The 24,961-nt window shown below is 71.3% G+C and carries 18 protein-coding genes; 8 read left to right on the top strand and 10 right to left on the bottom strand.

Translation table 11 applies throughout. The features are described from left to right. Positions 1-45 precede the first annotated feature (45 nt). Positions 46-1,380: a DprA-like winged helix domain-containing protein gene (locus BM290_RS07480; RefSeq protein ID WP_093611419.1), complete on the bottom strand. Its 1,335-nt coding sequence runs from the start codon at positions 1,378-1,380 to the stop codon at positions 46-48. Between the two features lie 270 nt (positions 1,381-1,650). Here BM290_RS07480 and pgi point away from each other — a divergent pair, with 270 nt between their 5' ends. The 3 genes from pgi to BM290_RS07465 all read left to right on the top strand — a co-directional run bounded on the left by pgi (position 1,651) and on the right by BM290_RS07465 (position 7,215). Next, positions 1,651-3,279, top strand: a complete 1,629-nt coding sequence (gene pgi, locus BM290_RS07475) for a glucose-6-phosphate isomerase (protein ID WP_093611417.1) — start codon at positions 1,651-1,653, stop codon at positions 3,277-3,279. Between the two features lie 63 nt (positions 3,280-3,342). After that, positions 3,343-4,578 (top strand): winged helix DNA-binding domain-containing protein, encoded by a 1,236-nt coding sequence (locus BM290_RS07470; RefSeq protein WP_093612387.1) that lies wholly within the window; start codon positions 3,343-3,345, stop codon positions 4,576-4,578. An 834-nt stretch (positions 4,579-5,412) separates the two neighbouring features. Further along, complete coding sequence (locus BM290_RS07465) at positions 5,413-7,215, top strand: rhamnogalacturonan lyase (protein WP_177319628.1); 1,803 nt, start codon at positions 5,413-5,415, stop codon at positions 7,213-7,215. Between the two features lie 39 nt (positions 7,216-7,254). Here the strand turns inward: BM290_RS07465 and BM290_RS49060 are convergent, their stop codons facing one another. Together BM290_RS49060 and BM290_RS49055 are read right to left on the bottom strand one after the other, a co-directional pair. After that, positions 7,255-7,773 (bottom strand): zinc-binding dehydrogenase, encoded by a 519-nt coding sequence (locus BM290_RS49060; protein WP_203779059.1) that lies wholly within the window; start codon positions 7,771-7,773, stop codon positions 7,255-7,257. 4 nt (positions 7,774-7,777) lie between these two features. After that, the gene (locus BM290_RS49055; RefSeq protein WP_203779060.1) at positions 7,778-8,053 is read right to left on the bottom strand and encodes an alcohol dehydrogenase catalytic domain-containing protein; all 276 of its coding nucleotides are present in this window, start codon (positions 8,051-8,053) and stop codon (positions 7,778-7,780) included. 66 nt (positions 8,054-8,119) lie between these two features. Between BM290_RS49055 and BM290_RS07455 the strand changes: the two genes are divergently transcribed. Continuing rightward, positions 8,120-9,997: a glycoside hydrolase family 5 protein gene (locus BM290_RS07455; protein WP_203779062.1), complete on the top strand. Its 1,878-nt coding sequence runs from the start codon at positions 8,120-8,122 to the stop codon at positions 9,995-9,997. Here the strand turns inward: BM290_RS07455 and BM290_RS07450 are convergent. Next, positions 9,956-11,437 carry a GGDEF domain-containing protein gene (locus tag BM290_RS07450; protein WP_143133651.1) on the bottom strand — a complete coding sequence of 494 codons (1,482 nt, stop codon included), beginning with the start codon at positions 11,435-11,437 and terminating at the stop codon, positions 9,956-9,958. The two genes, BM290_RS07455 and BM290_RS07450, sit on opposite strands and share 42 nt — an antisense overlap. Before the next feature lie 126 nt (positions 11,438-11,563). On the opposite strand from BM290_RS07450, the gene BM290_RS07445 reads away from it, so the two are divergent. The 3 genes from BM290_RS07445 (at position 11,564) to BM290_RS07435 (ending at position 15,212) form a co-directional block, all read left to right on the top strand. Beyond that, positions 11,564-12,883 (top strand): carbohydrate-binding protein, encoded by a 1,320-nt coding sequence (locus BM290_RS07445; RefSeq protein WP_093612383.1) that lies wholly within the window; start codon positions 11,564-11,566, stop codon positions 12,881-12,883. A 103-nt stretch (positions 12,884-12,986) separates the two neighbouring features. Further along, entirely contained in the window at positions 12,987-13,988 is a 1,002-nt protein-coding gene (locus BM290_RS07440) for a hypothetical protein (RefSeq protein WP_143133650.1), read from the top strand. Positions 13,989-14,054: 66 nt separating this feature from the next. After that, positions 14,055-15,212, top strand: coding sequence for a dienelactone hydrolase family protein (locus tag BM290_RS07435; RefSeq protein ID WP_093611411.1), 1,158 nt, complete (start codon positions 14,055-14,057; stop codon positions 15,210-15,212). Between the two features lie 3 nt (positions 15,213-15,215). Here the strand turns inward: BM290_RS07435 and BM290_RS49050 are convergent, their stop codons facing one another. Both BM290_RS49050 and BM290_RS07425 read right to left on the bottom strand, forming a co-directional pair. Then, the gene (locus tag BM290_RS49050) at positions 15,216-16,340 is read right to left on the bottom strand and encodes a barstar family protein (protein ID WP_093611409.1); all 1,125 of its coding nucleotides are present in this window, start codon (positions 16,338-16,340) and stop codon (positions 15,216-15,218) included. Then, entirely contained in the window at positions 16,282-17,454 is a 1,173-nt protein-coding gene (locus tag BM290_RS07425) for an acyltransferase family protein (RefSeq protein ID WP_093611407.1), read from the bottom strand. Before BM290_RS07425 ends, BM290_RS49050 begins: the two co-directional genes overlap by 59 nt. A gap of 26 nt (positions 17,455-17,480) precedes the next feature. On the opposite strand from BM290_RS07425, the gene BM290_RS07420 reads away from it, so the two are divergent. Then, positions 17,481-18,509 carry an alpha/beta hydrolase-fold protein gene (locus BM290_RS07420; RefSeq protein ID WP_093611405.1) on the top strand — a complete coding sequence of 343 codons (1,029 nt, stop codon included), beginning with the start codon at positions 17,481-17,483 and terminating at the stop codon, positions 18,507-18,509. On the opposite strand, the gene BM290_RS07415 is transcribed toward BM290_RS07420, so the two are convergent. The 4 genes from BM290_RS07415 to BM290_RS07400 form a co-directional block, all read right to left on the bottom strand. Then, positions 18,500-19,249, bottom strand: a complete 750-nt coding sequence (locus BM290_RS07415; RefSeq protein ID WP_177319626.1) for a nucleoside-diphosphate kinase — start codon at positions 19,247-19,249, stop codon at positions 18,500-18,502. The genes BM290_RS07420 and BM290_RS07415 overlap by 10 nt on opposite strands. Before the next feature lie 20 nt (positions 19,250-19,269). After that, a complete protein-coding gene (locus BM290_RS07410) occupies positions 19,270-22,749 on the bottom strand; it encodes an ABC transporter ATP-binding protein (protein WP_093611401.1) in 3,480 nt (1,159 codons plus the stop codon). A gap of 102 nt (positions 22,750-22,851) precedes the next feature. Continuing rightward, positions 22,852-23,751 (bottom strand): phosphotransferase family protein, encoded by a 900-nt coding sequence (locus tag BM290_RS48170; protein ID WP_093611399.1) that lies wholly within the window; start codon positions 23,749-23,751, stop codon positions 22,852-22,854. Beyond that, a complete protein-coding gene (locus tag BM290_RS07400; RefSeq protein ID WP_177319625.1) occupies positions 23,748-24,944 on the bottom strand; it encodes a metallophosphoesterase in 1,197 nt (398 codons plus the stop codon). The genes BM290_RS48170 and BM290_RS07400 overlap by 4 nt, the downstream gene beginning before the upstream one ends. Between the last annotated feature and the right edge of the window lie 17 nt (positions 24,945-24,961).

The raw sequence follows: 24,961 nt of genomic DNA, 5'->3' as shown, positions 1-24,961 counted from the left end.
GGTATGAGTTAAGGGCGTTGCTTGATGATTCGCTCGCAGGCTCTCTCATGCCGTCACCTCCTCCTCGGCGTCCTCGGTGACCGCGCCGGCCTGCACCATGCGGACGGCGAGGGCGTGTTTGCACGGCCCGCGCTCGCCACGATGCTTCGCCCACCACGGGCACGTGCACGAGGTGGCGTCACGGACGTGATAGGTCTCCTCGCCACTGCGCACCACCGACACCTCCGGCCCGGCTGTCACCGCACCGGCCGTGACCAGGGCACGGGCCCCGGCCAGCCGTGGGTTCATCCGCTCCACCACGTCCGCCGCGTACGGCAGGGTGCGGTGGAAGTAGCCCGCCTCGGCCACGTCGTAGCCGACCCGCCCCGCCGTCCCGAGCTGGGTCAGCGCGTCACGGACCCGGCCTGCGTCCAGCCCGGAGGCGGTGGCCAGCGCGTCCACGTCGATAGTCGGGTCCCACGAGAGCAGGGCGCTGACCAGGTCGGCGTCGTCGGCCGCCTCGTCGCTGGCCAGGGCGTCGAGGACGGCGCCCTCACCGGAGAAGCCACGATACGGCTCGGGGGAGAGGGTCAGCGAGAGCCGGAGCGACCGCATGCTCAGCTCCCACGTGCTGGCCACCGGGCCACTGCCCGCGACGACAGCCGGGCCGTACACGCGCAGGCTCGTCGCGTACCGAAGGAAGGGTTTGAGAGCCGCCAGCCGCCCGGCGCCCGGCAGGCACACCGCCCCCGGCACCGGCCGGGACGTGAAGCGCAGCGAACGCCCCGCGGGGACCGCCCACAGGATCGATCGGTCGGTGGCCGGGAGCCGGTTGAGCAGGATGCGGGCCTCGGCAACGCCGATCTCGGCTCGTGGGTCGAACCGGGCGGTGAGCACCTGCGCCTCGGCGAACCCGCGTAGCCAGCGCGACGGCAACGGCACCTTACGCTCCACCAGCCTGCCGTCGAACGTGGTGACGGTGAGGTCGTCGGGACCGACCGCGACGTGCATCGGATCGGCCCGGCCGACACGGGTCAGCGCGCGCTGCAGCGGCACGTTGACGTCGACGTTGGTGGTGCCGTGCGCGACGATGTCGCCGTCGAGGCCCTCGGGCAGCACGTCCATCCGGGCGTAGACGCCGCAGCAGCCGGAGAACGACTCGAACCGCAGCCGGTCGGAGCCAGCCGTGACGACCGGATCCAGGCTGGCCGGTGGCAGGGGCCGGAAATACCGGGTCCGGGCGACCTCGGCCACGGCTAACAGGCCGGTGGCCGCGGCGCCGGGGTCGGTGAGGAAGCCGGTGAAGAAGCGGGGGTGCGCTGCGGGACCACCGGAAGTCTGCAGGGTGAGGCCGTCGTCGAGGGCCGACGAGCCGAGGTACGAGTACGCCGCGGAAAACATGCGCAGAACCTAGAGGCGGGGTACGACAATTTCGACCGGCCGTCCGGATCCAAGGCGCCGACGAGTGTCCTGACGGTGGCGGAAGCCGGGTATGGACGGGCCGCGGACGGGTATCGGGTTCACGGAAGTGAGAAGAAGGACACCGGAGCCGCATCGGGTGGTCCGGAGGACTAACCTCGCGGACAGGACACGACCGAGCGGCCGGTTCGCGGGTGCCGGGCACCGGATCGTGCCACGATTTGTGCGTCGTCCAGGTTCGGAGTGGGAGAGATGAGCGAACACGTTTCCGACAGCGCCGAGTGGCAGACCCTGCAGGGGCTGGCCGAGAAGTTCGCCGCGGTGCACCTGCGCGACCTGTTCGGCAGCGACCCACAGCGGGGCGAGCGCTACGCCGCCGAGGTCGCCGGGCTCTATGTGGACTACAGCAAGAACCTGGTGACCGACGAGGTGCTGACCGCCCTGTTCGCGCTGGCGCAGCGGGCCAGGCTCAGCGAGAAGATCACCGGCATGTTCTCCGGCGAGCACATCAACATCACCGAGGACCGGGCCGTCCTGCACACCGCGCTGCGCCTGCCGCGCGAGGCATCGCTGGTCGTCGACGGCCAGGACGTCGTGGCCGACGTGCACGAGGTCCTCGACAAGATGGGCGCCTTCGCCGACAAGGTGCGCTCGGGGGAGTGGCGGGGCCACACCGGCGAGCGCATCCGGACGATCGTCAACATCGGCATCGGTGGCTCCGACCTGGGCCCGGTCATGGCCTACGAGGCGCTCAAGGACTTCTCCCAGCGCGACATCGAGTGCCGGTTCGTCTCGAACATCGACCCCACCGACCTGTTCGAGAAGACCCGTGACCTCGACCCGGCGACGACGCTGTTCATCGTGGTGTCCAAGACCTTCACCACCCAGGAGACGCTGACCAACGCCAAGGAGGCCCGCTCCTGGCTGCTGGCGAAACTGGCCGACGACGCCGCGGTCGCCAAGCACTTCGTGGCGGTCAGCACCAACGCGTCCAAGGTCGCCGACTTCGGCATCGACACGGCCAACATGTTCGGCTTCTGGGACTGGGTCGGTGGCCGTTACTCGCTGCCGTCCGCCGTCGGCCTCTCCGTCATGATCGCGATCGGCAAGGAGCGCTTCGCCGAGATGCTCTCCGGCTACCACGCCGTCGACGAGCACTTCCGCAGCACCCCGATCGAGCGCAACGTGCCGGCGCTGCTCGGCCTGATCAACGTCTGGTATGACACGTTCCTCGGCGCGCAGTCGCACGCCGTCCTGCCCTACGCGCAGTATCTGCACCGGTTCGCCGCCTACCTCCAGCAGCTCACCATGGAGAGCAACGGCAAGTCGGTGCGCCTGTCGGGTGAGCCGGCCACCTTCCAGACCGGCGAGGTCTTCTGGGGCGAGCCCGGCACCAACGGCCAGCACGCCTTCTACCAGCTGATCCACCAGGGCACCAAGCTGATCCCGGCCGACTTCATCGGGTTCAGCGTGCCCAACCACGACATCGGCGAGATGCACGACCTGTTCATGTCCAACTTCCTGGCCCAGACCGGCGCGCTCGCCTTCGGGCGCACGCTGGAGCAGGTCCAGGCGGAGGGCACCGATCCCAAGGTCGCGCCGCACCGGGTCATGCAGGGCAACCACCCGACCACCACGATCCTCGCCGAACGGCTCACCCCGGCGACGTTCGGCCAGCTGGTCGCGCTGTATGAACACATCACGTTCACCCAGGGCGTGATCTGGGAGATCAACTCGTTCGATCAGTGGGGTGTGGAGCTCGGCAAGGTGATGGCCAACCAGCTCGCGCCCAAGCTGACCTCCACCGAGACGCCCGCCGACGACGCCGACTCGTCGACCAACGCGCTGATCAAGCGGTACCGCACGCAGCGCGGCCGCTGATTTCTGTCAGACCGGTTCTCTAGGCTCAGGGCCGTGGACACCAACACGGCCCTGAGCCTCCGGATGACCAGCCTGCTGCTCGGCACCCGCCCGCGACCCGCTGCGACGGGCGCGGCCGGTGGGAGCCGGCCGAGCGTGGCCGTTGGCTCGGACGAAACGGGCGCTTCTGGCGGGAGTGGGCCGGGCGTGGCCGCTGGACCGGATAAAACGGGCGCGGCCTTGAGCCCAGCGGTGGCAGCTGCGGTCGGCGGTCCAGACGTGGCGAGCGCGGCCGGCGGTCGAGATGTGGCGAGCGCGGCTGTGGCCGGGATCGTTGAGTGGTTCGGCGCCATGCAGGCGCAAGACCTCAACAGTGTTCTGTGGTCGCTCGGTGTCCGCCTGCCGGGGATGACGCTGCCAGAGGTCGTCGCCGCCACCGAGCGTGGTGAAGTGGTGCGCACGTGGCCGATGCGGGGCACCGTTCACCTGATCCCGTCCGCTGATGCTCACTGGATGTTGGAGCTCGCCGGTGTCCGGGCGCTCACCGGTGTGGCGAGACGCTGGGATTTCCTGGGGCTCGACGAGAAGACCGCCCACCAGGCCATGGACGTCCTGGCCGCCGCGGTCGCGGCCGGCGGTGGACGCCTTACGCGATCCGAGTGCCTGGCCGCGCTGACCGACGGCGGCATCTCGGTCGAGGGCCAGCGTGGTTACCACCTGTTGTGGTATGTGAGTCAGCGGGGCGTGACGGCCATCGCGCCCAACCGGGGCACTGAGCAGACGTTCGTCCTGCTCGACGAGTGGGCGGCCGAGCGCAACCGCCCGTCCCGCGAGGAGGGGCTGGCCATCCTCGCGAAACGCTACTTCCGCTCACACGGCCCGACGACGGTGAAGGACTTCGCAGGCTGGACCGGCCTGACCGTTACCGACTGTCGCAAGGGGATCAACGCCGCTGGGTTGACGGCTGTCGATGTGGACGGTGTGGAGATGTGGGCCGACCCGGAGGTGCTCGACGCCGGGCCGGCGACGGGCTGGTGGGCGCTGCCCGGTTTCGACGAGTACATGCTGGGCTACAAGGACCGCTCGATGATGGCCACGAAGGAGCAACTCGCCAAGATCATCCCCGGTGGCAACGGCATCTTCCAGTCCACGCTGGTTCGTGACGGCCGGGTGATGGCTACCTGGAAACGCACCCTCGGCAAGAAGGCGGTGACGGTCACCGTCCAGTCGTTGGCTGATTTCGATCTCGACGAGGCTCGTCCGGCTCTGGAGCCGTTCGCTGCCTTCGTCGGACTGCCGCTGGTGCTGAAGTCGTTGTAGGGACTGCCGGATCCTCTGCCGGCTCGTTTCCGGGATCGCGGCGGCGCCACTGTACGGGAAGGGCAATCCGTCAGGATGAAGCCGATCGGTGGGCGGTGGCGGCCGATTCGGGAAGGGTCGTCTGGTGGGCGGTCCGGGAAGGGCCGTCAGGTGGGCAGGGGTCGCCCGCCTGGCAGGGGGCGTCCGGGCGGGGGAACCGTCTGTCGGGTGGGGTAGGTGCCCCGTCCGAGATGGGTCGTCTGGTGGGCGGTGGCGGCGGGTCCGGGAGGGGCCGTCCGGTGGGCGGTGGTGGCTGGTTCGGGAAGGGTCGTCAAGAGGCAGGGGTCGCCCGCCGGGCATGGGGCGTCCGTGCGGGGGAACCGTCCGTCAGGTGGGGATGGACGGCCGGTCCGGGAGAGGTCGCGAGGCGGGGAGAGGTCGCAGGAGCGCGTCCGTCCGGGAAGGCCCTCCCTCGGGGGAGGCCTCCCGGCGGGAAACGGCCGTCAGCTTCGCGCCGCGGGCCGGCGCCATCGACCTGGCGGTCATGGTGCTGCTGGGGCCGGCCGGCAGTGGCCCGCGTTGCGGGTCGGTTCAGTGAGTGGCGGCCACCCGCAGCAAGGGGATATACCCTCCCGGCTCCCGGTGCCGACTATTGCAGATATCGGCACCTATCTATAGCATCGGCCCGGGGTGACTGAAAGCTTTCAAAGCTGACCCACCCCCGCCGCCCGGCCATGATCCCCGCATGCCCGGTCGGCAGAAGTCCTCATGGATGGGAGGCACCGCGCCACCCGGCCGCATGCCGAGACAGCCGCCGGGAATCCCCGTTTCCCCCGCACAGAGTTTGGATCCCCCATGTTCAAACTGCTCACCGGCGTCACGACGGCCCTGACCGTCGCCGCGGCGCTGGCCGTCCCCGGACCGGCTGCAAGCGCGGACAAGAGCGTCGACCAGGCGACGATCGCGGACAGCAACCGTGCCCTGATCAGCCTCCGCACCCCGACCGGCAACTTCCTCTCCTGGCGGCTCCTCGGATCCGACCGGGCCGGCGCCGGTTTCGACGTCTACCGGGACGGCACGAGGCTGACGACCACCCTGGCCACCAACTTCACCGACACCGGCGCCCCGCCCGGCGCCACCTACACGGTCCGTCCGGCGGGCGCCGCCGCCACGACACTGGCCGCAACCTCGGGCGCGGCGGTCGCGCTGGCCGCCGCCTACCAGGACGTGCCGATCCAGGTCCCGGCCGGTGGCACCACACCCGACGGCGTCGCCTACACCTACAGCGCCAACGACGCCTCGGTCGGTGACCTGGACGGCGACGGCTCGTACGAGATCGTCCTCAAGTGGGATCCGTCCAACGCGAAGGACAACTCGCAGTCCGGCTACACCGGGCCGGTCTACATCGACGCGTACAAGCTGAACGGCACCCGGCTGTGGCGCATCAACCTGGGCCGCAACATCCGGGCGGGCGCGCACTACACCCAGTTCCAGGTCTTCGACTACGACGGGGACGGCAAGGCCGAGGTGGCGATGAAGACCGCTGACGGCACCGTCGACGGCGGCGGCACGGTGATCGGCAGTTCCAGCGCCGACTACCGCAACTCCTCCGGCTACATCCTGTCCGGGCCCGAGTTCCTGACCGTCTTCAACGGCCAGACCGGCCGGGCGATGGCGACCGCCGACTATGTTCCGGCGCGGGGCACGGTCTCCTCGTGGGGTGACAGCTACGGCAACCGGGTGGACCGGTTCCTGGCCGGCACCGCCTACGTGACCGGCTCCTATCCGAGCATCATCATGGCCCGCGGCTACTACACCCGTTCGGTGATCGTGGCCTGGGACTTCCGCAACGGCGCGCTGACCCGCCGCTGGACGTTCGACAGCAACTCGTCGACGAACGGCTCGGCCTGGGCCGGCCAGGGCAACCACCAGCTCTCCGTCGCCGACGTCGACAGCGACGGCAAGGACGAGATCATGTACGGCGCGATGGCCGTCGACGACAACGGCTACGGGCTGTGGACCAACGGGCAGGGTCACGGCGACGCCTACCACGTCGGTGACCTGATCCCGAGCCGTGCCGGGCTGGAGGTCTTCAAGGTCGACGAGAGCACGACGAAGCCGGCCGCCTGGATGGCCGACGCCCGTACCGGATCGATCATCTGGTCGAACGCCTCCTGTGGCTGCGACAACGGCCGGGGTGTCTCGGCCGACGTGTACGCCGGCAGTCCCGGCGCCGAGTCGTGGTCGTCGGCGGTGTCCGGCATCTACAACACGTCCGGGCAGAACATCGGGCGCAAGCCGTCCAGCGCGAACTTCGTCATCTGGTGGGACGGCGACGCGCAGCGGGAGTTGCTCGACGGCACCCACATCGACAAGTACGGCACGAGCGCCGACACCCGTCTGCTGACGGCGGAGGGTGTGCACTCCAACAACGGCACGAAGGCCACTCCGTCGTTGCAGGCCGACATCCTCGGTGACTGGCGTGAGGAGGTCATCTGGCCGACGACGAACAACACCGCGCTGCGGATCTACTCGACGACCACCGCGACGAGCATCTCCCGCCCGTCGCTGATGCAGGACCGGATGTACCGGGAGGCGGTGGCCTGGCAGAACACCGCCTACAACCAGCCGCCGCATCCGAGTTTCGCGATCGGCTGACCGCCGGCCGCCCGTCATCCCGCCGGGTTGGCGGGCGGCTCAGTCGTCGAGGGGGATCACGATGTCGTCGAGGGAGATCACGATGGCGCCGAGCCGCTGCTCGCTCTCGACGAGGCGGTGGGCGTCGGCCGCCGAGGACATCGGGAGGACGCGGTCGACGATCGGCCTGATCTCCCCCCTCTCGATCATGGCGGTGAGCGTGGCCAGCGCCTCCGCCGTCTCCGGGGCGAAGGTCACGATGGCGGTGCGGCGGTCGAGGACCTTCGACCGGAACAACACCGACAGGCGGGGGTTGCCGTTGAGATATCGGCCGCCGGGTTCGAGCATCCCGATCAAGCGGCGGTACGGCCCACCCGCGACCATGTCGAAGATGACGTCGTATCGCCGTCCCGTGGCTGTCACGTCGCCGGCCGTGTAGTCGTGGAAGTCCTGGGCGCCGATCCGGCGTACGAAATCCTCCTTGCTCCGATGGTCGACCGCCGTGACGTGCCCGCCCATCGCCCGGGCGATCTGGACGGCATGGGCCCCGATGCTGCCGCCGGCCCCGTTGATCAGCACCCGGTCACCGGTCCTGATCTTCGCCGACCGACACCACCTCGCCCGCGAAGTATCCGCCGAGGATGTGCCGCCGGGGCTTGGTGATGCCGAACGCGAGCCGTAGCGGCAGCGCGAGCCGACGGACCGGGAAGTGGAGGCTGCGCAGCTCGCAGTCGGACTTGGTGGCCTCGGCCGCCCGGACCCGGATCAGGATCTCGCCGTCACCCGGGACCGGCGCGGGCACCTCGGCCAGGGTCAGCACATCAGGCCCGCCGTAGCGGTGGTGGACGACAGCTCTCACGAGGGCCATGGGACCGCCGGAATCTCGATCTGTCAATAAACTGTTCCATGGGCTTCAATGTGTGCCATGGCGATCACGCGTCCGGCCGTACCCCTGCTGATGGTTTTGACGCTCCTGGCCGGTCTGCTGCCCGGCGCCGCGCCGGCGGCCGCGACCACCGCGGCGGCCGAGCCGGGCTGGACGGGGCCGCTGTCGACGCGGGGGCGGTATGTCGTCGACGCCGGCGGGCAGCGGTTCAAGTTGCGGTCCGCCAACTGGCACGGCGCGAGCGGCACCTGGAACGGCTCCGGCGACACCGCCGACAACGCGAACCATCACGCCGGCGAGAACTCCGGCCGGATCCCGCTCGGCCTGGACCGGGCGCCGATCGCGACGATCGTCGCCGGCTTCCGCGACCTGGGCCTCAACAGCGTGCGCCTGCCGTTCTCCAACGAGATGGTCCGCGACAGCACGCCGGTCAGCGACGCCGCCGTGGCCGCCAACCCCCAACTGCGAGGATCAACCCCCTTGCAGGTGTACGACCGGGTGGTCGCCGAACTCACCGGCGCCGGTCTCGCGGTGATCCTCAACAACCACACCAACACCACCCGCTGGTGCTGCGCGGTCGACGGCAACGAGCGGTGGAACACGTCGCAGAGCGTCCAGCAGTGGGAGGACGACTGGCTGTTCATGGCCCGCCGCTACCGGGACAATCCGCGGGTGGTCGGCGCCGACCTGTACAACGAGGTGCGCCGCACGATCCTCGACGACCCGAACTGGGGCTGGGGCAACGCCCACGACTGGTTCGCCGCCTCGCAGCGCGCCGGTGACCGGATCCTCGCCGAGGCCAACCCCAACCTGCTGATCATCGTCGAGGGCATCAACTGGACCGGCATCCCGGTCGACGGGTTCGCCCACGAGCGGCCCACCCTGCGCCCGGTGCGCACCCTGTCGCACACGCTGGTCAGGTCGGGGAAGCTGGTCTACTCGGCGCACTTCTACGACTACACCGGCCCGAACCACAGCGGCGCCACCGGCACGGGCGAGACCACCGATCCGCGCTACCGCGACCTGAGCCCGGCCGACCTGGCCGCCGTCGTCGACCGGGACGCGCTGTTCGTGGCGGGGGAGGCGGGCAACCACTTCACCGCGCCGGTGTGGATCAGCGAGTTCGGCGTCGACGCGAACGCGAGCGAGGGCAGTCGGCAGCGCGCCTGGTTCGAGAATTTCGTGGACATCCTGATCCGGGCGGACGCCGACTTCGCCTACTGGCCGGCGGTCGGCTGGGCGGAGAGCGGCAACGAGTGGGGGCTGCTGTTCTTCGACGCCGCGGGGCGGCGGTCTGGGATCATCGACGGCCCGGACTGGCGGTCCGGCGCCTGGCGGCGGCTGGTCACGGCCACTTCGAGGCAGGGGTACGTCGCACCGGTCGCGGCGCGCAGCATGCTCAGCCCCGACCACGGCGACTTCATCGCGTCGGCGACGATGCGGGGCCGGCCCGACTGGGACAGCGGCGCGCGCAAGGCCGCCTGTCCGGACGGCCAGCGCCTGATCGGCCTGAGCCACACCGGCAACCGGGGCCTGTGCACCGACCACGGCCGCCCGGTGTCCTGGAGCGCGTACCAGGTGGTAACCGGTGAGCAGCACGTCTCCCGGGACTGGGCGTCCGGCTACACGAAACTGCAGTGCCCGGCGACGTCGGTGCTGGTCGGCTACGCGGTCCGCGGCGCGGCGGTGTCGAGCGCCCTGTGCGCGACGGCGATCACGGCGGCGGCCGACAGCGGCCGGACGGTGTGGTTCGACCGGGGCGACAACCGTCCGGCGGGCGGCCCGGGCGGCGACTTCGCCGGCGGCCACTACAAGGGCCAGTGCGCCGACGACGAGTACGTGGCCGGGATCGCCTACACCGGGCGGTTCCTGTCGTCACGTACCCCCGACGCTCTTCTCTGCCGTCGTCTGCCGTAGCTTCTGTTTCTTCACCTCGTACATCGCCACGTCGGCGCGGTGCAGCAGGTCGTCGATCTCGACGTCGCCGGGGCGGGCGACGGCCACACCGATGCTGGCGCTGGGCTGGATCACGGTCGGGCCGACGTCGATCGGCTCGGCCATCGCGGCCCGGATCCGGCGTACCACCGCCTCGGCGTTGTCCGGTTCGGTCAGGTTCGTCAGGACGACGGCGAACTCGTCACCGCCGAGCCGCACCACCAGGTCCGAACCGAGCACGCAGCGGCGCAACAGCTCGGCGAACCCGACGAGCAGCCGGTCACCGGCCCGGTGGCCGAACTCGTCGTTGATCTGCTTGAACCCGTTCATGTCGATGACCAGCACGGCGACGGTCGTCTCGTTGCGGTGGGCGCGCGCCATCGCGCGGGGCAGGGCCTCGTACATCTGCACCCGGTTGGCGAGCCCGGTCAGCTGATCGGTGACGGCCATCCGGCGGCTCTCCCGGGCGGCGATCATCTGCCGGGCGAAGACGAGCGTGGAGACCAGGAACGCGCCGGCGATCAGTCCGCTCGCCGGGTACGGGTGTTCGACCCCCACGGTCAGCATGAGCAGCAGATAGCCCGGGACCGCCGTCAGGTAGGGCCAGCGGGGCGCGGCGCCGGTGGCGGACACGCCGGGCACGGGCGGCCGGCCCGAGCGCCACACCTGCAGGTACGGGGCGAGCATCAGCATGAAGAGCCCGGCGACCCAGAAGGTGGTCTGGTCGGAGGAGGGCCACAGCGACCCGCCGTGGTTGACCACGTAGGCGCGGCGCACGTCGCCGATGAGCAGCAGCAGGATGGCGGCCACGACGGTCATCAGCGGCGCCCGTGCCGCGGCGGTCTCGGTGCCCTGCAGCAGCACGACACCGACACCGAAGAGCAGCGCCGCGAAGAGCAGCGGCCGTAGGATGCCCGGGATCAGTTCGTGCCACGAGGCCGAGGCGGCGCCGGCCAGCGCCGGGCTGAGCACGAGGAACCAGAGGATCATCGCCGAGCCGGCGGCGGCGACACCGGCGTCCAGCCAGAGCTTGATCCGCTCCACCGGGGAGTGCGGCAGGCGGGTGAAGGCCAGGATCCCGGCCAGCGTGACCGGCGGGATGAGCAACTGGCCGACCTCGGGCAGGCTGGGGAACCGCTGGGCGGGCATGACCGCGTACAACGTCACGTCGACGAGCCACAACGCGTAGGTCGGGAGCATCCACCGCCAGGCCCGCCGGACCCGGGGCGGCAGGCCGGGCAGGCGGCCGGCCAGGGCCGCGAAGATCAGTCCGAGCAGGCTGAACAGCATCTCCGCGCCACCGACCACGGACATGTAGACAGCGGGGTCGGCGCCGCCCAGGGCCGGGACGGCGAGAGTCGTCGCGGCGCCCAGGCCGAGCAGCACCAGGAGCCCGGCAGTGGCCAACCGACGCCGCACCATGTCGTTCTGCTCGGCACGCGCGGGTGGGAACTGAGGCCACATTTACTGTTAAGAACCCTTGATATTTACGTATGTGAACTTCAAGATGTGGTCACACACGTCACATTCTTCGTCGAGGAGTTCGCCATGAGGGTTCGCCGCACGATGCTGGCCCTGGTCGCCGGAGTGGGGGTGGTGCTGGGTTCGGCCGTCGCCTTCGCCTCGACCGGTAACGCGGCCGTGGCCTGCTCCTCGACGATCTGGGCCGAGGGGGTCAGCTACACCGCCGGCCAGCAGGTCACCTACCAGGCGACGCTCTACCAGGCGCTGGTCACGCACACCGCCTGGGCCGGCACCGGCTGGAACCCGGCCGCCACGCCGACCCTGTGGAAGAGCCTCGGCGGGTGCGACGGCGGCGTCAACCCGTCGCCGTCGCCGTCCCGCTCGACCGGCCCCAGCCCCAGCCCCAGCGTCTCGGTCAGCCCCAGCCCGTCGACCAGCCCCAGCAACCCCACCGGCTGCGGGGTCAAGGGCCGCCCGGCCGGCAAGGTGCTGCAGGGCTACTGGGAGAACTGGGACGGCGCCTCCAACGGCGTTCACCCCGGCCTGGGCTGGATCCCGATCAACGACAGCCGGATCACGCAGCACGGCTACAACGTGCTGATGGCCGCCTTCCCGGTGATCCGCTCGGACGGCACGGTGCTCTGGGAGAACGGCATGGACGCCGGCGTCAAGGTGCCGACGGCCGCCGAGATCTGCGCCGCCAAGGCCCAGGGCGCCACGATCCTGATGTCGATCGGTGGCGCGGCCGCCGGCATCGACCTCAGCTCCAGCGCCGTCGCCGACCGGTTCGTGGCCACCATCGTGCCGATCCTCAAGCAGTACAACTTCGACGGCATCGACATCGACATCGAGACAGGGCTCTCCGGCAGCGGCAGCATCACCACGCTGTCGACCTCGCAGGCCAACCTGATCCGCATCATCGACGGCGTGCTCGCGGCCATGCCGTCCAACTTCGGCCTCACCATGGCGCCGGAGACGGCGTACGTCACCGGCGGCTCGGTCACCTACGGCTCGATCTGGGGCTCGTACCTGCCGATCATCAAGAAGTACCTGGACAACGGCCGCCTGTGGTGGCTGAACATGCAGTACTACAACGGCAGCATGTACGGCTGCTCCGGTGACTCCTACGGCGCCGGCACCGTTCAGGGCTTCACCGTGCAGACCCAGTGCCTCAACAGCGGCCTCACGATCCAGGGCACCACCATCAAGATCCCCTACGACAAGCAGGTCCCGGGCCTGCCCGCCCAGTCCGGCGCGGGCGGCGGCTACATGACGCCGTCGCTGGTCACCCAGGCGTGGAACAGCGTCCCCGGCATCAAGGGCCTGATGACCTGGTCCATCAACTGGGACGGCTCGAAGAGCTGGACCTTCGGCGACAACGTCAAGGCCATCCAGGGCCGCTGATCAGGATGATCTTGTGGCGTAGTTGATCAGAAAGGTACAGTCGCGGCTCCCGGTGTCCGTCGCCCGGGAGCCGCGACTCGTCCCCGTGCCGAAGTGGATCGCCGTGAGAACGTCTGCCCTGGACCGTGCCGTCGCCCGGCTCGCCGGCAACGGGGCCCGCGCCCTCGCCAACCGCTACCTGAGCGTCTCCACCGACCCCGGTGAGGGCGACCCCGGCGCGCTGACCCTGCGGGACGCCGCCGAGCGCGGGGACTGGCCCGCCGTCCGGGCCTTCCTGGCCGCCGTGACCGACCCCCGGGCTCGCATCTTCTACCTGCGCACGGTCGCCGGGGTGCGGGGCGCCGAGACATGGCTGTCGCGGGCCGCCCGGGCCGACGGTGACATCCTGGCCCGCCTGGCGTACGGCTACCGGCTGATCACCTGGGCCTGGGAGGCGCGCGGCAGCAACGCGGGCTTCACCGTCTCCGGTGGACGGGCCCGTGACTTCGGGGAGCGGCTGGCGCAGGCCGAGTCGTGCCTCGGCGACGTCGTCCTGCACGAGCCCGGTGACGCCGACGCCTGGGCCGGCCTGCTCGTCTGCAACCGGGGCCTGCAGCGCGGGATCGACGAGGCGTGGCGCCGGTTCGGCGAGGCCCGTGCCGCGGACCCGCACCACCTCGGCGCGCACGCCGCCCTGCTCCAGCAGCTCTGCGCCAAGTGGGGCGGCGACGACTACACGATGTACCGGTTCGCCGTCGACTCCGCGGCCGCCGCGCCCGAGGGCACCCCGCTGGCCTGCCTGGTCCCGGAGGCGCACATCGAGATCTGGACCGGTGGCGCCGGACAGCGGCACATCCGCCGGGCGGAGACGATCGAGGAGATCCGCGCCGCCGCCGCCCGCGGGCCGGGCCACCCCGCCTACCGGCCGTTCCCCGGCGACGCCGTGGTGCACAACCTGTTCGCCCGCGCCTTCATGAACGCCGGCCTCCCGGGGGAGGCCGCACCGCACTTCGCCGCGGCCGGCAACCGGGTGGTGGATCACGTCTGGGCCGACGCCGCCTACTTCTGGCCGGAGTCGCTCATCCACCTGTCGTACCTCCGTGAGCGTCGCAAGGCGGTCCGCTAGGGATACGGTTGACATGCGGGAAAGGGCTTTCTAGCGTCGGGATTCCATCGATGAGAGGGAATCGCTATGAAGCGTCGCTCCGTGCTCTCCCTGCCCGCCGCTGCCGCCCTCGCCGCGCCGCACCTGACCGACGCCCTGGCCGCCGCCGGATTCGAGGGCCCGTCGGTGGTCACCGGCAACCTCCCGGTCTTCCACGAGCGCCTCAAGGACGAGCTGACCTTCCCCCTCGCCTGGCCGCGCGCCCACGACCGGGACTTCCGTGGCTGGAAACGCCGTGCCCGCCACCAGTTCGAGAGCCTGCTCTGCGAGCCCGCCGATCACACCCCGTTCGCCCCGGAGATCATCGACGAGCAGGCCGGCCCCGGATACCGCCGCCGCCAGATCGTCCTCGACCTCACCCGCCACAGCCGGGTCCGCGCGACCATGCTGGTGCCCGACGGCCCCGGGCCGTTCCCGGCCGCGCTCCTGCTCCACGATCACGGCGCCAAGTTCGACATCGGCAAGGAAAAACTCATTCAGCCGTGGTACGACGACACTCGTCTCGCCTCCGCGCAGGCCTGGGCGACCCGCTACTTCAGCGACCGGTTCCCCGGCGACCACCTCGCCCGCAACGGCTACGCGGTCCTCGCCGTCGACGCGCTCGGCTGGAGCGACCGGAGCGGGCTCACCTACGAGAACCAGCAGGCCCTGGCGAGCAACCTGTTCAACCTCGGCTCGTCACCGGCCGGGCTGATGGCCCGCGAGGACGCCCGCGCCGCCGCCTTCCTGGCCACCGTGCCCGAGGTCGACCCGCGACGGATCGCCGCCGTCGGCTTCTCCATGGGCGGTTACCGGGCCTGGCAGGTCGCCGCGCTCTCCGACCACATCGCCGCCACCGTCGCCGTCTGCTGGATGACCGGTCTCAAGGAGATGATGGTGCCCGGCAACAACACCCTGCGCGGCCAGTCCGCCTTCTACATGCTGCATCCGGGCCTCTACCGGCACCTCGACATCCCGGACGTGGCGAGCCTGGCCGCGCCCCGCCCGATGTTCGTGACGGGCGGCGAGCTGGACCCGCTCTTCACCGCCGAGGGGGTCGCCGTCGCGCACGCCAAGCTCGCCCGCGTGTGGTCCGATCAGCGCGCCGCCCACCGCCTGCGGACCGAGACGTGGCCCGGCCTGGGCCACGTCTTCACCGCCGAGATGCAGGACGAGGCCGTCACCTGGCTCGACCGCCACCTGTGACCCTCAGCGCAGCTCGACCTGTACCCCGTCCCGGCCGAGGTAGGCGACCAGTCCGTCGAGCGTGACGGCGGCCGTCCAGCTCTTCCGGTCGTAACCAGCCACCAGGTGGCGGCGCGCCACGTCGGAGTCGTGCCAGATCATGCGAAACCCGGGGGTCGCGCCGCCGCCGCCGGTGACGGCGTTCTCGTGCAGCCAGAACAGGTCGCCGCCGAACCAGCCGCCGGGCCCGTTGATCGCCTCCCCGATCGCGCAGTAGAACGCGTCAAGGTCGGTGACGTGCCGTCCGTCCAGGTGGTAGACCGTTCCGTCGGGCTTGTCCGGTGCCCGGCGACGATGGACGGCGGCGGTCTGCACCCACAGGTAGCGGCCACTGCGATCGAGGGCGGCCCACTGGTCGGGCTCGGCCGGCCCACCGGCTCGCCACATGTCCCACAGCGGCCTTTCGTTGGCGGCCAGCGGCTCCGGCACCCGGGCGTCCAGGGCGACATCGACGAGACCGTCACCGAGCGCGGACGGGGACGTGGCGATCACCTGCCCGACGATCCGCTGCTGCCAGCTCAGATCGTGGACCGTGCCGTCGACGCGCACATGGGACACCTCGGCCTCGACGAAACCGGCCGGCCCGGGGCGGCAGCCGCGCAGCGTCACCGGAGGACCCGGTGGCCAGGCCGGCGGACGTTCATGGAACAACCCGGCCACGGCACGACACTCGCCCACAGGCTGGTCGCCGTCGAACAGCAGCCAGTGCGGAATGCCGGGAGCCACGCTGCCGCCGGCGTTGGCGGTGTCGGGCTCACGATGACCCTCGATCTCGACGTCGAGCCGCCCGGATCCGTCGGCGGCCGGCCGGTGCCCGATGATCCGGACGTCGAGCAGGGACTCCAGCGTGTCCACGGGACTCCAGGACTCCGGCGCCTCGAGGATCAGATTGCCGAACCAGGACGGTTCAGCGCCGCCGATCGCGGCCCGTAACCGGCCGGACGGCTCGCAGCCCAGCAGGGTCCAACGCTCGTAGACCGGATCGAGCGGGAACGTCAGATCGGTGAAGAGACCGTCGATCTCCATGCACTCAGCGATCTGCGCCTCGGTGTTCGCGTCCGACAGTTGCCAGCGGAAGGGGATCGACACGCGCCGACCCTAACCGCTGGCCGGGGACCTCGATGTAGCGGTGGGTCAGCCAGGAGATGCCGAACACCGCCGCGAGATAGCCGGCCGCGATCACCGGGTCGGGGACGTCGGCGGAGAGCAGCGGGCGGCCCAGCTCGATCAGGGCGTAGTGGACCAGGTAGACCGAGTAGCTGATCACGCCGATCCGGGCGAGCCAGGCCGGGGTGTGCCGGTGGCGCAGCAGCATCCCGGCGGCGAAGGAGCCGCCGAAGACCAGCAGGGTGATCACCGAGCGGGCGATGTAGCGCGGCGTCAGCGCGTGCAGCGTGGCCAGCTCGCCGATCCACGCGAACAGCAGCGACCCGGCCACCACGGTGATCACCGCGCCGGCCCGCCACCAGGACGTCCGCCCGTGGTCGGCGCGGTGGATCACGGTGCCGGTGAACATCACGGCGACGATCAGCAGGCCGTCGTGCGCGTGCGCCGGATCCATGTTGAACAGCAGCAGCGCCAGGGCCAGCCCGCCGAGCAGCAGCCCGCCGGCCACCTCGGCCCAGCGCCGCCCGGACACCGCACCGGCCAGGCCGAGCGCCAGGACCGCGGCGGTCACCACCGGCACCTCGCCGAACCGCAGCGGGACCAGCGGCGTGGTGGCCGCCCCGGCCAGTGCCAGGACGACCGGCGGGAGGATCGAGCGGGTGGCCCGTACCGTGAAAAGGGTCGTGACGAGAAGGTAGAACGCCATCTCGAAGGAGAGCGTCCAGAACACCGCTGTGATCAGCGGCACACCGGCCAGGAACGGCAGCATCGTAGCGTGCCCGACCGCCGTGGCCAGCGGGTCCGCCGGCGGGTGCGCGACGGCAAGGACCGCGATCGCGGCGAGGTAGAGCGGGAAGAGTCGCCGGACCCGGCTGCGCCAGAACGCCCGGAGATCACCGTGCCGCTCCAGCGACGCCGGGATGATATAGCCGCTGACCAGGAAGAACAGCATCACGCCGGCGGGGCCGGCATGCAGCCACTCGCCGGTGACAGCCCGCAGATCGGTGAAGACGAAACGGGTCAGATGTGCATAGACCACCAACAGGACGGCCACGGCACGGAGCCCGTCGAGCCAAGCCAACCTGGGTGCGGTCATCGGGAAAAGATAGTTGACTCGGGGGCATGTCGATATGGACCAGTGAGCTCGCGGGGACCCTGCATCACGACACGATCGATTCCCAGGCGCTTCGCGGCAACGTTCTCGGTGACCCGCACGAGCGGCCGCTCTGGGTGTACACCCCGCCCGGCTACGAACCGGACGGCGACCACCGTTACCCCACGATCTACGTCATCCAAGGCTATTCCGGCCAGGTGGCGATGTGGGGGAACCGGACCCCGTTCCGCCAGCCGTTCGTGGAGACCGCCGACCAGGTGTTCGCGCAGGGCAGGGCGCCGGGCTGCATCCTCGTCTACGTGGACGCGTGGACGGCGTACGGCGGCTCGCAGTTCGTCGACTCCCCGGGCACCGGCAACTACCACACCTACCTCTGCGACGAGGTGGTGCCGTATGTGGACGCCAACTACCGTACGATCGCCGACCGGGAGTCACGGGCCATCACCGGCAAGTCGTCCGGCGGGTTCGGGGCGATGATCACGCCGATGCTGCGCCCGGACCTGTTCGGCGCGCTGGCCACCCACGCCGGCGACGCGCTCTACGAGTACTGCTACCTCAACGAGTTCGCCAAGGCCGCCCGGGCGCTGCGCGACTACGACCACGACATCCTGGCGTACTGGAAGGACTTCCAGTCCCGGGTCGCGTTCACCAAGGAGGAGGACATGCTCCTCGTCCTCGTCCTGGGCTGCACGGCGGCGTTCTCGGCCGACCCGGACGGCACCCCTCGCCTGCCCTTCAACCCGCGGACCGGCGAGCTGCTGCCCGAGGTGTGGCAGCGGTGGCTGCACTGGGACCCGATCCGGATGATCGACAGGTACGCCGACGAGCTGCGCTCCCTGCGGGCGGTGTGGATCGACGCCGGCACCCGCGACGAGTGGTTCCTGGACCTGGGCGCGGAGGCGTTCCGGGCCGGGCTGCTGCGGATCGGCGTGCCGGAGGACCGGATCGCGTTCGAGCTGTTCCCGGCGAAGCACGGCGGCATCGACTGGCGCTATCCGCTCGCCGTCGAGTGGCTGGCCAACCGGCTTCAGCGCTGATCGGAGCAGTTGCGGATGCCGTGCTCCCGCAGGGCCCGCAGGCAGCGCTGACGGGCGGCCCGGCCGCCGACGGCCACCGGGGTACCACCCGACCAGCCGCTGTGCAGGGCCAGCAGGACCGCCCGCGCCGGTGCGACGCCGGGCAGCGCGTGCCACAGCGCGGTGACCGTCGAGTCGAGGGTGTGGTCGCGGTCCGGCCCGAGGACGACGGCCCCGGCCCCGTCGTCGAGCCGGTGCGGGCCGGGGTCGGCGGGCACGCCCTGGATCCGCGGCCACACCTCGGCGACCAGGGCCGGCACGTCGACCAGGGCGCGGAAGTCCAGGCCCGGCGGGCGCGGCGGGCTGACCGGCGGGTCGGCGTTGTCGAGGCCGAGCAGGTGGTCGCGCTGCCGGGCGAGTTCGCCGGGCCACTCGGCGGCGTGCACGACGTTGGCGAACGGGCCGTCGGCGTGCCGCGACCGGATCTCCCGCTTCACCCGCCGGGCGGCCTCGAACGCGTCCGGGCCGCTGACCAGCAGCAGCGCGGACGGCCCGGTGGTGAGGTAGCGGTCCAGGAAACCCAGCGTGAGACTGTGCCCGGCGTCGGAGTACTCCGACCACAGATACCGGACGTCGGCGGGGGAGAGCGTCACCGCTCTCCGCCCGTCGATCGTCAGGCCGGCCGCTACGGCGGCCCGTTCCACATCACCGCCCAGACCGCGCCGCAGGCAGTCCGGTTTCAGCAGGACGAACGCTCGCACGCCGCCCAACCTAGCGGTGCTCAGCCGGCCAGGTGACCCCAGCGGTCGGCCAGCTCGTCCCAGGTGCCCTGGTCCTCGACGCGGCCGCCGATCAGCACGACCACCCGGTCGGCCTGGGCCAGGGCGGCCCGTTTCGAGGTCGAGCCGACCACCGTCACCCCGTGCGAGCGCAGCGCCCGCCACAGCTCCAGCTCCGTCGTCACGTCCAGCGCGGACGAGACGTCGTCGGCGATCAGCAGCTCGGTCCGCGGCGCGAGCGCCCGGGCCAGCGCCAGCCGCTGCAGCTGGCCACCGGAGAGCCGGGTGCCCTTGTGCCCGATCAGCAGCTGCAGGCCACCACCGGCCGCGGCCAGGTCGTGCTCCAGCTGCGCCACCGACACCGCGCCGGCCGCGTCCACCTCGTGCCCGAGCTGGATGTTGTCGGCCACCGTCCCGGACAGCACCCGCGGCAGCTGCGCCACGTAGCCGACCTGGTTCGGCCGCAGGAAGATCTCCGGCTCGTCCACCGGGTCACCGTTCCAGCGCAGCTCGCCGGTGTGGTGCACGATCCCGGCGAGCGCCCGCAGCAGCGACGACTTGCCGGCTCCGACCGGGCCGAGCACCAGCACCAGCTCACCGCGTTCGACGGTGAGGTCGACGTCGCGTACCCCCAGTGCTCCGTTCTCGTGCACCGCGCTGAAGCCAGACAGCTGCAGCGTGCGCAGCGGGTTGCGGGGCGCCGTCGGCGGCGCCGGCGCCGTCCCGGCCGAGATGTCCACACCGGACACGTCGGCCGAGTACTCCGACGTGCCGGTCATCGCGGCCGTCCGGTTCGTCCACACCTTCGCCGACGGGAAGTGCGACACCAGCGACGCCGTCGTCCACGCGAACCAGCGGGCCGCGCCGAGCACCGACACCGCGATCAGCGCCGCCGCCGGGGTCAGGTGACCGGCCAGATAGAGCGCCCACGCCGCGATCGGCAGCAGACCGCTCGCGATCGACGGCGTGGACCGTGCCCACACCTGGATCGCGATCTCCCGGCGCTGCAGTTCGCTGCGGGTGGCGTCGAGGTCGGCCAGATGCGCCAGCACCGGATCGGTCGCGCCGGCCAGTTTCACCGTGCGCGCCGCCGACAGCGAGGACACCAGCGATGTCGCGAACGCGGCCCGGGCGGCCACCGTCTTGCGGGCCGCCCTCTCCAGCCGCGGCCCGAACAGCGTCGCCGCCAGCCCGGACAGCACCATCGTCCCGGCGAAGAACAGCCCCGGCACGATCGACTGCGAGAAGATCGTCATCGACGCCAGCGCGAACAGCGCGATGGTGTTGTCGATGACGTTGTCGGCCAGCTGGACCACCCGCTCGGTGTCACCGCCCTGCGCCACCACCTCGGCCGGGGTGTGCTTGCTGACCCGGCGCGGGCCGATCTGCCCGTGCAGCAGGCGCAGGCTGATCCGCAGCATCTGCCGCACCCACCACTCCGGGAACCACGCCCCGGTGTAGTAGAGCGACGGGATCAGCGCGAGCAGGCCGACGGCGATGCCGAGCGCCGGCAGCAGCGGGTTGCCCATGCCGTCGACGACGTTCGCCCACAGCAGCGGCAGGATCGCGCCGTCGAAGCCGAGCAGCACCAGGCCCAGGAAGAACACGCAGGCGCCCAGGCCGTACCGCTTGTCGTTGGTGGCCAGCCGGACGATCTCGCGCATCGTGTGCGAACGCGGGGGTTCCGGCAGCGCCGGCGGCTCCACCGTGGGCAGGGGGTTCGACAGCGCGTCCGGGCCCAGCTCCTCGCGCATCCCGGTGTCCCAGTCACGCTCCTCCAGCAGCACCCCGCCGCCACCCGCCGGGGCCGGCACCGCGAGGTTGCTGCTCGCCATCAGCTCGGCGAAGCGGCGCGACTCGCGCAGCGGCCCCTGCTCCAGGACCTCGCCGTCGGCCAGCACCACGACCTCGTCGCAGCGCTGCACCGACGACAGGCGGTGCGCCACGATCACGCCGATCCGGCCCTCCAGCAGCCGGTCGGTGGCCCGCTGCACCCATGACTCGGTGACCGGGTCCATCCGGGCGGTCGCCTCGTCGAGGATCACCACCTGCGGGTCCCGGACCAGGATCCGGGCGAACGCCACCAGTTGCTCCTGCCCGGCCGACAGCTTGTAGCCGCCCTCGCCGAGCCGGGTGTCCAGGCCGTCCGGCAGGCCGGCGACCCAGGCGGTCAGGCCCAGCTCGTCCAGCGCCGCCCCGGCCCGCGGCTGCAGGTCACGGTCGAACAGCGCGATGTTCTCGGCCAGCGTGCCGGCCAGGATCTCGGTACGCTGCGGGACGATCGCGGTCCGCCGGCGCAGCGCCTCGACACTGATGTCGTTGATGTCGATGCCGCCCAGGAAGACCGTCCCGCGGGGCACGTCGACGGCCCGGGTCAGCACCTTCGCCAGCGTCGACTTGCCGGAGCCGGTCCGGCCGATCAACGCGTACGACCGGCCGCGTGCGAAGGTCACGCTGACCCCGCGCAGCGCCGGCGGCCGGCTGCCGTCCGACTCGCCGTAGCGGAAGGTCAGATCGCGCACCACCAGGTCGCCGTCGACCGGGGCCACCCCGTCGACCGGCTCCTGCGCCACCTCGGTCAGCAGCCGCACCCGGCCCCAGGCGCCCAGCGCGTTCTGCATCTCCGGCACCATCCGGGTCAGGTGCTCCAGGGTGCCGCCGAAACCGAGCGCGAGCAGCCACACCGCGGTCAGCCGGGACGCGCCGATGTGGCCGGTCATCAGCGCCCAGGCGCCGCCGACCACCAGTGACGCGATCAGCGCGCGGCTGATCCCGCCGGCGGTCATGGTCACCTTCGCCGACATCCGCCACACCCGGCGGCCACGGCGCAGGACCTCGGCCGAGCGCAGGGCGTAGAGGCGGCGGACGTACGGCGCGGCCAGGCTGGTACGCACATCGTCCTGCCCGTGGATGGCCTCCTCCATCACCGCGGCCAGGTCCGACCAGGCCTCCTCCTCGGCGATGCGGACCGGCCCGATCCGCTGGACCGGCTTGTTCATCACCACGAACAGCAGCGTCGCCACCGCGATCATCGCGAGCGCGGCCGGCCACCACACGAAGAACGTGGTCACCACGGAGAGCGTGGCCACCGCCAGCGACTGCGCCAGGCGTACGCCGCTGCCCCGCAGGTCGGAGCCCACCTGGTAGACGTCGGAGTCGATGCGGTCGAGCAGCTCGCCGACCGGGGTGTTCTCCAGGGTGGGGATGTCCTGGCCGAACGCCACCCGGTTGAGGGTCCGGCGGGTCCTGGCGGCCCAGTCGGCGGTCAGGGTCGACGCGACCAGGCCCACCACCACATCGGTGATCACCGACGCGACCAGGCCCGCGGCCAGCAGCAGGAAAAGCGGGACCGAACGGTCGACGAGCACCGGGCCGGCCAGGGCTAAGGACCCCGCCGAACCGGACGCGCCGATGACTATCAGGAACGCGACGAGCGCGGTGCGACTTCGGCTCGTGGCCCACAGGTCGCGAAGCAGACGCATGAAGAATCCTCAGGGCGCGAAGGGGAAGGCGGTGCACCCATCCTGCTCGGCCCATAGAGCACGTCTCAACAGGTTTATTCCCGACAATCCGCCCGGCGCGGGTCAGTCGACAGAGGACTTCCACCAGGTCCGTCGCCCGATGACCTCCTGCAGTTGCTCCAGCCGGACGGTCAGCAACGCGCCGTGCGTCGCCGGGTCGGTGACCGCCAGGCGCGCGTCGGCGGCCAGGTGGCTCGCGTGGCGCAACTCGCAGGCGGCGCGCAGCTCGTCCGGCGTCGTCCCGGTCGCCCCGGCCACCACGTCCAGGACCGTCAGCCGGTGCGGCCCGCTGTCCGCGATCACGAAGAACCAGTCGTCCATCGGGTCACCGAACCGGGCCCACTCGAAGTCCAGCAGCGCGGTGATCACGTCGCCGTCGGCCAGCCAGTTGCCCCAGTGACAGTCCGCGTGCACCGGAACCGTCGTGGGCACGTGCTCCGGCGCGTCGCCGGCCAGCGCGAGGAGTCCGTCGATCAGGGCCGGTGGCGCGGCCTCGGCGATGGCCTCGATCTCCCCGACCAATGTGGTACGCCCGGCGAAGCCGCCGTGGTCGAGCGGTTCCCGCAGGATCCGGCCGGCGTCCACCGGCGGTGTCCACCCGTGCAGGGCTTGCAGACGCCGGACCGCCTGCTCGGCCAGCGCCCGCGCGGTCACCGCGTCCACCCGGGGCAGCCCCATCCCCGGCGGGTCACCGGGCATCCGTGCATAACAGGCGAACCGGACCTCGCCGTCGCCGGCCTGATGGACACCCGCGGCGAGCAGCGGCGCCGCCACCCCGGCCGGCAGAAACGGAGCCAGCGCGATCTCCCGCTCCAGCCGCGGATGGCGCCCCGCCTCGATCACCTTGACCACCACGTCCGCGCCGACGAACACCTGATGCGACAGGCTGTCCGCCCCGGCCAGCGGCCCCGGATCACGGCCCAGCGCGGTCGTGGCGATCTCGCGGGCGAGGTGCTGCGTCAACGACCGTTCCCGGGCCGGCCCGACCGCAGCGTGAGCAGCGTGATCTCGCTCGGCGCGAAGATCCGGAACGGCGGCCCCCAGAAACCGGTGCCCCGGCTCGTGTAGAGCTGCGTCCGCTCCGAGTGCCGGGACAGGCCCTGCAGGCTCGGCTGGTCGGTGAGGACCAGGTAGTGGAACGGCCACATCTGACCGCCGTGCGTGTGACCGGACAGCTGCAGGTCGACGCCGTGCGCCACCGCGTCCTTGATCTGCTGCGGCTGGTGGGCGAGCAGCAGCACCGGCAGATCCGGGTCGGCGCCGGCCAGGGCGGCCTCGTGGTCGGTCCGGTGGCCGGGCAGCCCGGAGCCCCCCGCCGTACGGTCGTCGACCCCCGCCACCACCAGCGAGTCGCCGCCCCGGGTGACCAGGACGTGCCGGTTGTGCAGCGTCTCCCAGCCGAGGTGCTCCATGTGCTCGACCCAGCCCTGCGCGCCGCTGTGATACTCGTGGTTGCCGGTCACGTAGACCCGCGCGAACCGGGCGCGGATGTCGCCGAGCGGCGCGGCCATCTCCAGCCGCTGCTCGACCAGGCCGTCCGCGATGTCGCCGGTGTGCGCCACGATGTCGGCGTCGAGCGAGTTGACCACCTCGGTGACGCCCCGCGACCAGCGCGCCCGGTCGATCGGCCCGTAGTGGGTGTCGGTGATCAGCACGACCTTCAGCCCGTCGAGGCCGGGACCCAGCCGCGGGATCGTCACGTCGACACGCCGCACCCGGGAGACCCGCATCGCCTCGATGTGACCCCAGACCAGCAGGCCGGCGGAGACCACCACGACACCCGCCGACACCAGCCGCGACCGGATCGGGTCGTCGACGCCGAGGACGAGCAGGACCAGGCCGGCCAACTGCCCGATCAGCGACCAGGTGAACAGCACCCACACCACGCCGAGCAGCGTGTCGGCGATCCGGGACTCGCGGTCACGGTGGCCGCCGTGACCGCGGAACATCAGATAGGGGAAACCGGCGGCGACCCCGGCGAACAGCAGCGTGCCCGCGACGAGGACCGGCAGCGGCCAGTCGTTGCCCGACCACACGAGCGTCGCCCACGGCACACCGAACAGCAACGACAACACCGCGACCAGAACCAGACCGAAACGCGCGAACCTGGGCCCGCGCCTGCGCGGCTCGGTCTCGACCGCCTCATCCACCGACATGACGGCAAGCATGCCAC

The sequence above is a fragment of the Actinoplanes philippinensis genome (assembly GCF_900113015.1).
Classification (GTDB): Bacteria; Actinomycetota; Actinomycetes; order Mycobacteriales; family Micromonosporaceae; genus Actinoplanes; species Actinoplanes philippinensis.
The sequence above is the reverse complement of the archived record's forward strand: the minus strand, read 5'-3'. Positions and strand labels throughout refer to the sequence as shown.